Raw genomic sequence first — 11,658 nt, 5'->3', positions numbered from 1 at the left:
GTAAGTTCAGAACTTACTCGCATCCCTATGTCGACTCATCCATACCTACAAGATATCCGTATCATTCTGATCCTATATAAATTACTTATGGATAACAACCGCGTATACATACTCACAAAAATACGGGAATCGATGAAAGCTATACAGAGGGCGGGTTTCAGAGACTCGTGTGTACTCGCATGGTATCTGTCTCCTATCCATACCTATTAAGCATCCATATCATTTACAGTCGATTTATTGAATGTTGATATAGATATTCATACTTTTATTGAGTTTTACTTATGAATGGCTGGGGACAGGAATTGGATGATAAGTGAGATGATAAGTGATTTGTATCAGTCGTCTTCTTTCTCGCTAGTTTCGGTTAGATGGCTGTAATGTTTACTGCGTATGAATTTTATGTGTATGCGTATTTAGAGTGTCTATATCTAATTACTTGCGTATTGATATGGACTGCGCTATGATATGTATATCCAAAGGGCAATCGATCCAATTCCACTCGCATCGATTGCCCACCCCATGAACAGGAGTCTTTTTATGGTATCAGTTTCTTCTACTTCACTCTCAACCGATGAAGCCGCGATCGTTGATCATGCCGCTGATTTGCTCAAACTCACGCACCTCTCTATGAATGACCAACTCACTATCGAACACGCGATCGGTCTCATCGCTATCACTCGCAATTGCACTCGCCACAGAGCCGCTCAATTGCTGAATAAACGGGCGTTCCCAGATAACTAATAACGATGGAATGTGCCCTAACCCTCGTAAGTTGGGGCACTCAGACGAAATTCATAAACCTCTGGAAATTCATCATGGCTCAAATTCTCAACTTCAATGCCGCTCAACGTGCGAAACAACTGAAACAGCCGATTCACGCGATCGTGTTCCCTATCGATGATCGTCCGCATTGCTTCTACCCCGAAATGGGTGAAAGCAGCAATCCGACTAAGCCTATTTTGGGTAGCTATGTCTATAACTGCTTCAGCATTCGTTGGGCTGAGGCTGATGACACAACTGTGAGAACGCTACTTAAAACATTGCGGATTCGTCCGAAAGTACCAGGAATTGAACACGCTGAATTTGGCAACAAAGACCACTACTGGCATAAATCACCGTTCGGAAATTCTGGCTTCTTCAAAGCACTCGTGACCATGCCCGCCTACAGCAAACTCGTCGATGCAGGCGTAGTCTCTACCGAAACACTTCTGGATTAGTTTTCGCTGTCCGATTGCATAACTGAGCTTGGACAGTGCCATTAAACTGTCCCCTTATTCTTTTCAATTAGGAGAACCACAATGACCCGCAAATGGCTTCAAGACGCGATCGCACTCGACTACATTCCCAAGATCGAGGAGTTACAAGACACACCAAAGGGACACAAACAGGCTGAAGCACTGAATCAACGCATTCGCCAACAGTGGAGCGATCGAGGTTCTAAAACCTTGAGCCAGCAACAAGGACTAATGGATCAGACGCGCCGTGTGATTAAGGACTCTTTAGGCGAGAATCATTGGAGTCTCAACTACATCGGGTTCAGTCGAGAAGAAAACTTTGAACTCAATCGCCAAAAGCAGGGTAGAGCCAGAGATCGGCAATTGCAGCAGTGCTATCTGCATGATCCAGATGCGATTGTAGCAAGAGCCGTTTCACTCCTAGAATCACCGGATTGGGCGACGGTCGCGGCTGCCTTGTCCTTGCTATCAGGACGGCGACTTGGGGAAGTGCTGTACACCGCTGAGTTTGAAGCGAGGGATCAGTGGAGCGTGTCCTTTAGAGGGGCTTTAAAGCGGCGGGGTGAGACAGTTCCACTCATTTTTGTTATTCCGCTGCTCACCACAGCAAAACGGTTTTTAGAAGGTGTTGCCAAACTTCGACGTATTACCCCAGCCGATGCGAATGAGAACAAGGTAGCAGAAATGAGCGATCGTCACTTTGCGGATCTCGTTCCCGCTCCAGGTGGAAAAGACAAACTCTATACCCACTTGTGGCGGTCGGTCTTTTGCTGCATTGCAACCTTTTGGTATTGCCCCAAGCACGTCGATGACCTTTTGTTTAAGGCGCACATTATGGGGCATTTCGAGACGCTGACCCAGAGCGAGAAAAGCGACGGTCGCAAACTTCAGCAACGGCTCGAAACCTTTAGCTCAGAACGACACTACCGCCTGTACGAAATTGAAGACGAATTGATCGCGCTCCATCGTGGCAAGCGCAAGGGCATCAAATTGGGGCATGGAGGAATTCAACCATTGGATACTTTTATAGCTGGAATGCCAGAGAACCAACCCACACCAAAAGAGCGCAAAACGCGCTCCTCTTATCGCATCTGGCAAGAAGACAAGCAGCGATTTGACCAAATTCTAGAGCAGTTTAGAGATGCAGGGACACAACAGCAAGAACGCTTCCACGCTTTTCTGAACTGGTTTGAATCACAGCAGAACACTTTGGGTCAGCTTCAATCAACCGTAGAAGAGGATATCCCGATGCAACCTCAAACAGTAGAAGCTCAGTCGGAATTGGATCAGTCGGAATTGGATACTTCCGAAGTCACTCCAGTTTCAACGCTCGCAATTCCACAAGCGGAGAAATTTGATCAACTGATTGCCGCGATCGCGCAACTGGTCGAGGTGAACAAGGCACTGTTGCAGACTCAAGTTAATCCTCCTGCTACACCTGTGAGAGCCGCAAAACCGAAAGCAACTTCAGCCGAAACGCACGAGACAATTACACCCAGTCAACCAACTGAAACAAGCAAGGCAGTCCAAAAGGAAGCAAGCCAACCGAGACAACGAGCAGGAGCGGCGGAAACAACCGAACGCATTAATCAAGCGATCAATGCCATCTTCGCGTACAACGATGCGCCAGATCGCAAACATACAGAAAAATGGGCAATTGGGATTAATACACTCAAAGCATTTGCTAAATCCCAAGAAGCGATCGTGGCCACGATCGGTGGACGAAACCGCAAAGGAGAAACGATCGAGGGAACACGGCAAGCTGAGATCCAACAGCACCATTACAAGCATCAGATCGACCCGGACAAACATAATTATGGGCATCGTGGGAAGGCGAAAATTGAAGACGTAATTCAACTTGCAGGTGCGTAATGCTCATGCAGTTCAAGGATTTAGGCGAAATCAAGTCTTGGTCTCAGATCAGGCTTTGAGCAGAACGTAACAGTTTTCTACGTTTCTAAGATTTTTCATCCCTGAGTCACTAAACTGCTGTTTCAGCAGTTGTAAACAGTTGGAGTCCGCTGATGTCTTATCACTCTCTTTCCGGTCAGTCTGTTTGGGGACTCTACGCAAATTACGGCGGTGGAGTTAGTAGACTTGCTGGCATCTTTAGCGCTGTTGATCTCGCGAAGACTTGCCATTCCATTCAACCGCTACTGCAAGAACCCTGGCAGTACAGAGATATTGGAAGTGGTGATGTGATCTGGAGAGCGGCTGCCCTCGATCCGCTACAGCCAAAAGACCCATTCCACTTTACGATCGAAGAAATTACCGTCGATCGACTCGTCGAGTTTCCAGAAAATCATACCTAGTTCTAAATTTGTTTGTGTTTGACTGGTTTAGCGGTGCCTCGCCCATTCAGTGAAGTGGCGATCAAAAGATTGCGCAACCAGTGGTCATGATAGCGAAACCCATTCAAGGCTTCAAACGGCGATCGTACATAGGGTGGCACGGAGCGCACCTTGTAACAGTAAGGATGGAAGTTCCACAACGTGGCGATCAAAAGATTGCGCAACCAGTGGTCATGATAGCGAAACCCATTCAAGGCTTCAAACGGCGATCGTACATAGGGTGGCACGGAGCGCACCTTGTAACAGTAAGGATGGAAGTTCCACAACAATGCCATCGCTCTCAGGGCTTGATTAGCAGAGGCGAGGGTGCCGTGAAAGTACTGCATGGCATAGAGGAGTCGGTCTTGATAGTTGATCAATCGGTCTACTTGATTGCTCGTGCGAGCCGCATCGGGCAAGTCAAAGGCAACGGTGAACTGCGGTGCTTTCGCCTTCAAGCCCAGCAACTTCTGGCGCACGGCATCCGGTAAGTCGATTTTGGGATTGCTTGCCCACTCGTGCAGGCGTCGCAAGCGTTGCGCAAACTGCCGCAACGTCGAACTGTAGTAGAGGTGCCAGAGTTTGTCGGTGACCGTGTGGCAGACTTCCCTCAGTCGCCGACAGCGCTGTTGAATGCCCAAGACCGTATGGAGGAAACACAGCACCAGCGTAATCTCAGGAAACAACCTCTTCCAGGCAAGTTGCGTGCCTTCCCAGCCATCGGTATTGACGCTTTGCGGTTGATAGTCCGGCTTGAGTTGCTGTGTCTCTTGCTGAAAACCTCGGTAGGCTTCGCTTAACGCTTCCGCATCCGCACGCTCGGCAATGCCGACCCCGAAGAAACAGCCCAGCGCGGCGGTTACGGCGATGTAAATCCGGTTTCCCCGCCACCAGCTATGCTTTTCGTCGGCACTCAGATGGGGGGGAGCCGTTCGGGGTCTTTCACCGTACTGCCCACCATCGAGGGGCGTCCTAACGCTTGCGTCGCGTTAAACCAGTACATCGCCGAATGCCCCAACACATGGGCAATGCCCTCATACGGCACCCCGTAGCGGCGTAAGTAGAGTCCTTTCTCGACCTCCTCGGTCTTGCCGATCATGTAGGGCATCACCGTGTCCGGTCGAATCTGATACGCTTGCCCATTGCACTTCAACCGAATCCGGCGTGTACTCAGGTGCAGTTTGCCCGACTCCACAAACCCATGAAAGCAATAGCCCTCTTCAATCCCTGCTGGAAACAACTCCGGATGCGTGGCAATCACGCCATCCAGGTAGGCGCGGAACCCTTTCGTATCCTCAACCAGTTGGTTGTAGTTCACATCATCAGCTATTGGCAGGCAAATCGTTTTATCTCCAGCCGTGCTGCGTTGCTTGCGGGCGCTCATAGAGGCTATTCCTCCGTCGGGCATCTCTTTCAGCTTAGGCGGTTGCTCCCACAATGACTCACTTTCCTTACAAAACACAAACTAATTTGGAATCAGAATCATACAGTTCCGGTTTGAATTTTAGGACTCGAAGGCATCGAGTGGAATTAATTCCTATGGGGTTCCGTTGCTTTGCTCATCCCTTTCAAATTTCGACTGCGATTAAGTTATAGAACTTCTGGAAATTTGAGCAGTCGATACCGGGGACTGTGCGATCGCTTCATTCAGCAGTCTTTTGATGCAGTTTGCGAATTCTCGAATGAAGATCGCTCAGAGAAACATTGACGGCGATCGCTAACTCTTCCCACTGCTCCAATGTCATTGCCACTTTAACCTTGCCTTGCTCCCACGATCGCAGCGTTGATGATGCCACCCCGATGCGAACGGCAAGTTGCTCTTGTGTCCAGTTCGCTTCATGTCGCAACTGTCGAAGCCATTGGTTATTCACAATTTGCCGCGCCATAATCGCCATACTTCGTCGAGGGAATGTGCCATTAAATCATGGCTGTTGTGCCCAATTATCTACCGATCCTCTGGTTTCTGGCAAAGATTTTACAGCGTTGAGTCATTTTCCGTCTGAAATTCGCCTTCCGCTAGAGCGACCAAGCAATCAAAGAAAATGATCCACCACCAGCAGAGATGAGATCTAACGCTAAATGTTGGCGGTGGATCGTAGCTTCAGATTTACGCCAAAAGCGATTAACGACTTAACGCGATCGCCGTTGAACACCCCGCTTAATGCAGGTTCATCGTCTTTCCAATCGTTCTAGTTTTACCAGTGCCCACTCTGCGCGATCTCGAACACCTTGAATTGCACTTTGTAAACTTTCCGAGAGTCCTTTATAGGCAAATAGCTGCATAATTTGAACGACTAAAATAAAAACGCCAAAGGCAATCGGGATGAGCCGATTAGAGTTCAAGTTGGTCGTCAATTTGCTGACGTTGGTGTTCAAAGTTTGAACGTCGGTCGTCAAGCTGTCTACTTTGTTGTTCAGAACCTTGAGCGTTTCCAGCGATTTCAACTTCAGGCTGAGATCGTCCAGCTTCTTGCTCAAGCTCTGGACCTGCGTGTTCAAGCTGCTCAAGGCAGTTCCGTGCGTTGAGATTGTATTCTTCAGCGATGTGAATTCCGTCTGCAATTGAGTCAAGCCCTGCTTCAATTGAACCAAGGTTTGCCCAAGCGCGGCGTTGGTTTTCGCTGTCTCTTGCAGGGTCAAATTTTGACTGACGATCAACTGGTTCTGCTGAGTCGATAGGTCGGTCTGTTTCAGAATAGCTTGCGTCCATACGTTTAAGCTCTCTCCAAAGTTTTCAACTTTTTCCTCTAAACCTTCGCACCAAGCCAGAATTCTTAGAAGATCATCATCGGGTGCAAGATGTGGAAATCTTTGGACTATTGCGCTTGTCGAACCATTTGTGTCAGTCATTTCAGGATCAATCCTGTGCTTTCAAATTGGGTGTAAGCTTCTGCCAGAAACTTTTTGATTCGAGTGAGGCTGGTCGATCGTGCTGCAAAAACCTTTGAGGTTAACGCTCGACTAAAAGTGAGATTGTACGCATCAAGAAGATAACGTTCACGGGTTGGAAGTTTTGGGAAATCGATCGTCTTCACCCCATATTTCCGCATGAAATAGACAATTTGCTTTGCTTCCAGTTCTCTTTGGTTCACCAGTCGCTCTAATTCAGCCTCTTCGTCATTCACCGACTCTAAAGGCTTCCATTCAGGCAATTGTTCGTAGTTGATGTTTGAATCTGGTTCAGCGTCTAGCGGTGCCCAGTCATCATTGAAGCCAAAATTTTTAACGACAACATATTGGATCTGGCTCCCGTATTGTTTGAGTGACAATCTCAGCAGATTGAACGATTCATACGAGCCTGACACCACAAACCATCGAACAAACTTGATTCGGTTGTCGATCGCAGTGGGTAGCCCATCTTCGAGCCACTCGGCTAAAGGCTTACCAACTTGTGAGGGAAGAGAAATGATGACTTGCCGCTCTTTTGCGTACTCAATGATTTCATCGGCTTTTGTTTTATCTGGATCGTCCGAGAAAATAGCAAAATCGATCTCTGCTACACCTTTGTATCTTCGAGCGAGATCCGGATTATATCGATCTGCTTCTAGCAGAATAAAGGGAAGTCCACTATCGAGAAAGTATTGAGTAAAGGTTGCACAACAAAAACTTTTCCCAACGCCCCCCTTATCGCCATCGAACAGGTGAACAACGCCATTAATACCATCAAAAAAGGGAATTACAGTCTTACCGCTGCTTGGAGATTTACTTGCTTTTGATGCTCCCATGCGCTTCTTCTAGATGTTGAATTGGTCAGAGACTTTCTGCTTGTCCGAGCCATAGAAAGAACCAAACTTTTCACTGGTTCTACTTTGCGTATCTTCGTTCTGATTCACGTCTGAATTGCTACTTTCTTCGGAAGTTGAGGATTGAGGATTGGCGACTGCTTCGGAAGTAGATTTGATTATTTTAGGAGAAGTATCTTTGTTCGATTCAATCTGTTTACGTTTTGGTACACTTGTTTTTTTCTTTTTCCTTTGCTGAGTTTTAGAGGTTTTTGCAAGTTCCAAATAATATTTACTAATGCTTGCAGGGCTGATTCCTTCAGTTGTTCCACTTGCTTTTTTAATAATGTCTGTAATTCTTTCCCAAGAAACGTTATAACTTCTTGCTGACTCAATCAGGTCGAAACACTCTTCTACGGTTTGACGCAGGTTAAATTCTTCCTGCCAGCTTGCATTAACGTTTCCTAATTCTGACTGAATTTGTTTCAGAGCTTCTTTACTAAGCTTAACCATTTTTTCTCCTGTTCTTATCTAGATAACTCAATTATGTTTGAGCATTAGTATCTATATCTTCTTACATTTTTCATTACGCAATCTGTGTTTTGCCTTGCTATATTTTTATCAAGTTGTGGCAGGTGATAGCATGGTTTCAGTTTTAGTTCGGTGTACTGAAGCGGAAAGAGAGCGAATTAAGATTAAGGCAGAATCAGCCAAGTTAAGCGTAAACTCATACCTACTTAAGAAGGGGCTAGACGACGGGCGAGTTAGAGATGCTGAGGACTCTACAACCCTAGCAGACATCTACACTCAACTCATGAACTTGAATCAGAATCTAAAGGCGATGCCTGCCTCTGAGTTTCAGCAAGAAGCGGGAGCTTCGCTGTTGCGGGACGCAATCGCAGTCTGTCGGGAAGTCGGGCGGGAAGTTGTTTTATATCGATTGGCGCGACAAGTGGAGCGTAACTCATGAGAATCATCGTCGATCGCGGTCGTCAACCAGGGTCAGTAATGGGCTATCTGCTGCGAACAGATAAGCGCGAAAAGGGGCGGGAAGCCGAAAATCCAATCTTTCACACCAATATGTTCGGAGAGACTGAGCAGGAGTTGACGGAAGAGCTAAGGTTTTCATCCGATCAGAATGGCAACGTTGACCGAACTTATGTGCAGTACAAGATCAGCTTTCCACCGGGAGAAACCCCAGACCTTCAAACCAAAATTGGTATTGTGGATGATTTGCTAGAGCTGCGAAATCACGGGCAAAATTGCCAATTTTTTGCGGTTGAGCATTTTGAGAAAATTGATAAGCGCGACGTTCATCACATTCATGTTCTCTCGTCAACGGTGCGTCTGGATGGAACTTGGGTCGATGATGCCTATGAGCGAGTCAAGCTGAAAGACGTTGAACGAGAGATCGAGTTGAAGCGGGATTTGCAGTATTGCCCTCCGAAAGAAAAAGGGGAGCGGGTCAATACGTCGATCGCTGAGGTGAAACTAAAAGAACAGGGGCAAACGCTGACGAAAGACACGCTCCGAAATGCCCTAGATGAAGCCGTCGCGGATCAGCCATCGATGCCACTATTAATGGTGCGAATCAAAGCTCAAGGCTACACGATGAAGTTTCACGAATTCGATGATGGTAGGGGCGTTAGTTTTGGGGCGGAAGGCAAATACTTTAAGGGGCGGCAACTGGGCGATCGCTTCTCCTTCAACGGGCTATACGAGTACGCAGGGGTAGATTACCAGCCGGAGCGGGATGATGCGATGCTGCGGCAACTCAATGCGATGAATGCTCAAGAATGCCAAGCCTTATTAATTCAGATTGAGCAACCGGAGCAGTCACGTCAGCCTGACCTAGAGCAGAAACAGACGGGGCAAGAGGTTCAGCAACAAGTTCAATTATGGGATGCAATCTGTTTGGTCGAAGACATTTGGGAACATTCACGGGCGGGATTGCCTAAACTCAAAACTGCGACGTTTGAAGAGTATCAAATTCAACTCGCCCCATCTGGGCACCCAGAACTTCACCGCATGGGTGAGACGGTGCTGGAGCGATTCGACGATGTGTATCAAAGCAACGGATTAACTCAAGCTGATCTTGAGCGGTTGCAAGCGTGGCAGCGATCGGTAATTCAGCAACATGAGGAGCGGATGCGACATCAAGCGGCGCGGGAGAAAAAACGGCAGCAGAAAGGCTCTCAAAATCAACAGACAACCACTCAACCAGAGAGGGTGGAACCGCCGTTACCGAAAGGGCTGCCTGAAAAGTCTCAAGAAATTGAGTTGTAATCGGAAGTGCTTGTGATTCTTGATGAATCACAGTGTAGAAATAGATATGTTGACTGGAAAGATCGCATAGATAGTCATTTCCAGAATTGATAGGTTTAACAACATAGTGACCAACTCTTGCCTATGTCAAAACCAAAGTGGGATAGAGCTACATATCAAGCCTCAAATCGAACTTGGGTGACTATCTACCCTGAAGAATTGCGCGATCCAGCATTTCGAGCTTTTCTACGAACTCAAGAACTCTGGGACTTTGATAGAAAGAATAGGTTGCGACTTCGCTACAGGTCAGATACGCCCCACTTCTATACCCCGTCCAAGACAATGAAACTGCCTGAAAGCCGTGGAGAGACTTCGACTCGTCATAATAATAGAGTCGCTGAATTACTATCGCTGTTCCAAAAACAAGATCTATTGTTTGGGCATCGAAGCTTTGATACGGAAGAGCAACTCCTTGTGCCGCTATTTAAGAGTGAAAAATACGTTTGGGCAAAAGAAGTAACCCGTACAATGTCGAGTGAACTTCAATGGCGACATGACATTTTTGGAGGTCATTCGCTGCATAAACACACTAAGTTATCTCCCTGGGTTGCAGTAGAAGTGATCGATTCGCATTTTCCAAGTGATACTGCGTTAGACACTTGGTTGGAAATCAGTTCTGAATTTCCCTATTTTGTGCTGTTTGATTTTGTGCAGAAGAGAAATTATTTCTTAAAAGTGGATGAAGATAAAAATCAGGTAAGGGTAATTTACTTCATTTTTGACGGTGCAGTATGGCGATCGGGAAAGCGGTGGGAGGGTTGCACCGCTGCCATTTTTAGAGAAGAGCTTAGTGTGAGAATTGGAAGAGGTTAAAGAAGAGAGCGATCTCACAAAACTCAAATCGACAGAGTATTAAGCGCTTCGTTCAAGAGGGTGGTCGCTGACTGACCCAGAATTAGCGAACGCTTCAGCCAATTCCTCTAGGGCACAATCTAATTTCTTACAAAAATTTTCACCTGCGTAGGATTCAATTTCGGAAAACCTCGTTCCGCTTCCCACGTACTGACTGTTTGGTAGCAAACGATTGAGTAATTACTGAATGACTAAATTCAGTAGTTGACCGTTAATCAAGATATAGAGTTGATTGAACAGTCACTAAATCTCATCAAATTACTTCTTAGCCATAACCTGTGAAACTGTTTCGAGAAGCGTTCCCTTTGCACGTTTTTCATAATCCAAAATTTGTCGCTTGAGCGCCTCTTGTTGTAGCTCAACAATTGCCTCTCCAAGTTCGCCAATTTGATGAATCATAATTTGTCCCTTATGTTTTCCAGAAACGGACAGAACATAAGCCCCGAACTCACATTCACTTTCGACGAAGTAAAGTTCTTTTCCAACGCGCATTAATTTGCAGCCGAAAATGCTGGGTTGATATTGTCGATCAACTAAGAACTGAAAGATTTTGCGAATCTCTTGCAACGAAAGCTGTTCTCTCAATCGTTGAATCAGTTTAATCTGAATGACTTGTTCGATTGAATAAATGACCTGCGGTTTCTTAGATTCACCTATTTTGTGCGGTTTTACTAAGTCAGTTTCGTCTAAATAACTTAAATTACTGGGTTTTATTCCAGTCATCGCAATCACTTCTTGGCGGTTGAATCCAGTGGTCATGTTGGCAGTATAGCGGAAATCGGTAGAAGAATTCGATCGTTTAGTCAAATTCTTTGATCATTTTCGATTATGTGAGTTACGCTATCTCTAGCATTAGAATTCAGCGAAGGGCGCACATATAGCGCTCAAGCTCTGATGTGAAAAAGACAGAGCGGCAACTCTGTCTTACAAACCTCGTATTTTGGAGGATTTATGTCAACTGCAACTGTATACCGTCCTGGTCAAACCGTACCGATTAGCGGCATCTATGCCGAAGTTAATCGATTCGCTCGATCGACGGGACGCAACGTTACTTGTGTCAAGGGTGAACCGTTTCCTCCCACTCAGGGAACTGGAGACGGGTACGTTCTGATTCAAGTGACGAATCCATAGTTGAGCGGGAGGCTAGGAATTTCTTAGCCTCCCGTCTCAACATTTTAGCTCAATAGTTTGTTC

General features: G+C 46.5%; 15 protein-coding genes. 7 read left to right on the top strand and 8 right to left on the bottom strand.

Going from position 1 to position 11,658, the window contains the following annotated elements; genetic code table 11:
- Positions 1-564: 564 nt before the first annotated feature.
- Positions 565-696, bottom strand: coding sequence for a hypothetical protein (locus LEPBO_RS44735; RefSeq protein WP_017292345.1), 132 nt, complete (start codon positions 694-696; stop codon positions 565-567).
- Between the two features lie 119 nt (positions 697-815).
- On the opposite strand from LEPBO_RS44735, the gene LEPBO_RS0135480 reads away from it, so the two are divergent.
- The 3 genes from LEPBO_RS0135480 to LEPBO_RS0135470 all read left to right on the top strand — a co-directional run bounded on the left by LEPBO_RS0135480 (position 816) and on the right by LEPBO_RS0135470 (position 3,547).
- Positions 816-1,217, top strand: coding sequence for a hypothetical protein (locus tag LEPBO_RS0135480; protein WP_017292344.1), 402 nt, complete (start codon positions 816-818; stop codon positions 1,215-1,217).
- Between the two features lie 81 nt (positions 1,218-1,298).
- On the top strand, positions 1,299-3,107 hold the full coding sequence (locus tag LEPBO_RS0135475) for a protelomerase family protein (RefSeq protein WP_017292343.1): 1,809 nt from the start codon (positions 1,299-1,301) through the stop codon (positions 3,105-3,107).
- A gap of 152 nt (positions 3,108-3,259) precedes the next feature.
- Complete coding sequence (locus LEPBO_RS0135470; RefSeq protein ID WP_017292342.1) at positions 3,260-3,547, top strand: hypothetical protein; 288 nt, start codon at positions 3,260-3,262, stop codon at positions 3,545-3,547.
- Between the two features lie 2 nt (positions 3,548-3,549).
- On the opposite strand, the gene LEPBO_RS42075 is transcribed toward LEPBO_RS0135470, so the two are convergent.
- The 6 genes from LEPBO_RS42075 to LEPBO_RS0135435 all read right to left on the bottom strand — a co-directional run bounded on the left by LEPBO_RS42075 (position 3,550) and on the right by LEPBO_RS0135435 (position 7,800).
- Positions 3,550-4,230, bottom strand: a complete 681-nt coding sequence (locus LEPBO_RS42075; RefSeq protein ID WP_192820025.1) for a hypothetical protein — start codon at positions 4,228-4,230, stop codon at positions 3,550-3,552.
- A 248-nt stretch (positions 4,231-4,478) separates the two neighbouring features.
- Positions 4,479-4,826, bottom strand: a complete 348-nt coding sequence (locus LEPBO_RS43815; protein WP_225885758.1) for a hypothetical protein — start codon at positions 4,824-4,826, stop codon at positions 4,479-4,481.
- A gap of 382 nt (positions 4,827-5,208) precedes the next feature.
- Complete coding sequence (locus LEPBO_RS39620; RefSeq protein ID WP_051077922.1) at positions 5,209-5,460, bottom strand: helix-turn-helix transcriptional regulator; 252 nt, start codon at positions 5,458-5,460, stop codon at positions 5,209-5,211.
- 274 nt (positions 5,461-5,734) lie between these two features.
- Positions 5,735-6,415 carry a hypothetical protein gene (locus LEPBO_RS0135445; RefSeq protein WP_017292337.1) on the bottom strand — a complete coding sequence of 227 codons (681 nt, stop codon included), beginning with the start codon at positions 6,413-6,415 and terminating at the stop codon, positions 5,735-5,737.
- A complete protein-coding gene (locus LEPBO_RS40700) occupies positions 6,412-7,290 on the bottom strand; it encodes a P-loop NTPase family protein (protein WP_017292336.1) in 879 nt (292 codons plus the stop codon). Before LEPBO_RS40700 ends, LEPBO_RS0135445 begins: the two co-directional genes overlap by 4 nt.
- Positions 7,291-7,299: 9 nt before the next feature.
- Positions 7,300-7,800: a hypothetical protein gene (locus LEPBO_RS0135435; protein ID WP_017292335.1), complete on the bottom strand. Its 501-nt coding sequence runs from the start codon at positions 7,798-7,800 to the stop codon at positions 7,300-7,302.
- A gap of 130 nt (positions 7,801-7,930) precedes the next feature.
- Here LEPBO_RS0135435 and LEPBO_RS0135430 point away from each other — a divergent pair, with 130 nt between their 5' ends.
- The 3 genes from LEPBO_RS0135430 to LEPBO_RS39610 all read left to right on the top strand — a co-directional run bounded on the left by LEPBO_RS0135430 (position 7,931) and on the right by LEPBO_RS39610 (position 10,425).
- Positions 7,931-8,257 carry a plasmid mobilization protein gene (locus LEPBO_RS0135430; protein WP_017292334.1) on the top strand — a complete coding sequence of 109 codons (327 nt, stop codon included), beginning with the start codon at positions 7,931-7,933 and terminating at the stop codon, positions 8,255-8,257.
- The gene (locus tag LEPBO_RS0135425) at positions 8,254-9,573 is read left to right on the top strand and encodes a relaxase/mobilization nuclease domain-containing protein (protein WP_017292333.1); all 1,320 of its coding nucleotides are present in this window, start codon (positions 8,254-8,256) and stop codon (positions 9,571-9,573) included. Before LEPBO_RS0135430 ends, LEPBO_RS0135425 begins: the two co-directional genes overlap by 4 nt.
- Positions 9,574-9,894: 321 nt before the next feature.
- The gene (locus LEPBO_RS39610) at positions 9,895-10,425 is read left to right on the top strand and encodes a hypothetical protein (protein ID WP_036047298.1); all 531 of its coding nucleotides are present in this window, start codon (positions 9,895-9,897) and stop codon (positions 10,423-10,425) included.
- A 297-nt stretch (positions 10,426-10,722) separates the two neighbouring features.
- Here the strand turns inward: LEPBO_RS39610 and LEPBO_RS0135415 are convergent, their stop codons facing one another.
- The gene (locus tag LEPBO_RS0135415; RefSeq protein ID WP_017292331.1) at positions 10,723-11,223 is read right to left on the bottom strand and encodes a helix-turn-helix domain-containing protein; all 501 of its coding nucleotides are present in this window, start codon (positions 11,221-11,223) and stop codon (positions 10,723-10,725) included.
- A 192-nt stretch (positions 11,224-11,415) separates the two neighbouring features.
- On the opposite strand from LEPBO_RS0135415, the gene LEPBO_RS0135410 reads away from it, so the two are divergent.
- The gene (locus LEPBO_RS0135410) at positions 11,416-11,595 is read left to right on the top strand and encodes a YjzC family protein (protein ID WP_017292330.1); all 180 of its coding nucleotides are present in this window, start codon (positions 11,416-11,418) and stop codon (positions 11,593-11,595) included.
- Positions 11,596-11,658 lie beyond the last annotated feature (63 nt).

This window comes from Leptolyngbya boryana PCC 6306 (genome assembly GCF_000353285.1).
Classification (GTDB): Bacteria; Cyanobacteriota; Cyanobacteriia; order Leptolyngbyales; family Leptolyngbyaceae; genus Leptolyngbya; species Leptolyngbya boryana.
The sequence above is the reverse complement of the archived record's forward strand: the minus strand, read 5'-3'. Positions and strand labels throughout refer to the sequence as shown.

Excerpts from the sequence above, each read along its gene's own strand:
- LEPBO_RS40700 (WP_017292336.1), bottom strand. The coding sequence starts at position 7,290 with ATGGGAGCATCAAAAGCAAGTAAATCTCCAAGCAGCGGTAAGACTGTA.
- LEPBO_RS39620 (WP_051077922.1), bottom strand. The coding sequence starts at position 5,460 with ATGGCGATTATGGCGCGGCAAATTGTGAATAACCAATGGCTTCGACAG.
- LEPBO_RS0135445 (WP_017292337.1), bottom strand. The coding sequence starts at position 6,415 with ATGACTGACACAAATGGTTCGACAAGCGCAATAGTCCAAAGATTTCCA.
- LEPBO_RS0135470 (WP_017292342.1), top strand. The coding sequence starts at position 3,260 with ATGTCTTATCACTCTCTTTCCGGTCAGTCTGTTTGGGGACTCTACGCA.
- LEPBO_RS0135430 (WP_017292334.1), top strand. The coding sequence starts at position 7,931 with ATGGTTTCAGTTTTAGTTCGGTGTACTGAAGCGGAAAGAGAGCGAATT.
- LEPBO_RS39610 (WP_036047298.1), top strand. The coding sequence starts at position 9,895 with ATGAAACTGCCTGAAAGCCGTGGAGAGACTTCGACTCGTCATAATAAT.
- LEPBO_RS0135435 (WP_017292335.1), bottom strand. The coding sequence starts at position 7,800 with ATGGTTAAGCTTAGTAAAGAAGCTCTGAAACAAATTCAGTCAGAATTA.
- LEPBO_RS0135425 (WP_017292333.1), top strand. The coding sequence starts at position 8,254 with ATGAGAATCATCGTCGATCGCGGTCGTCAACCAGGGTCAGTAATGGGC.
- LEPBO_RS0135410 (WP_017292330.1), top strand. The coding sequence starts at position 11,416 with ATGTCAACTGCAACTGTATACCGTCCTGGTCAAACCGTACCGATTAGC.
- LEPBO_RS0135480 (WP_017292344.1), top strand. The coding sequence starts at position 816 with ATGGCTCAAATTCTCAACTTCAATGCCGCTCAACGTGCGAAACAACTG.
- LEPBO_RS0135475 (WP_017292343.1), top strand. The coding sequence starts at position 1,299 with ATGACCCGCAAATGGCTTCAAGACGCGATCGCACTCGACTACATTCCC.
- LEPBO_RS0135415 (WP_017292331.1), bottom strand. The coding sequence starts at position 11,223 with ATGACCACTGGATTCAACCGCCAAGAAGTGATTGCGATGACTGGAATA.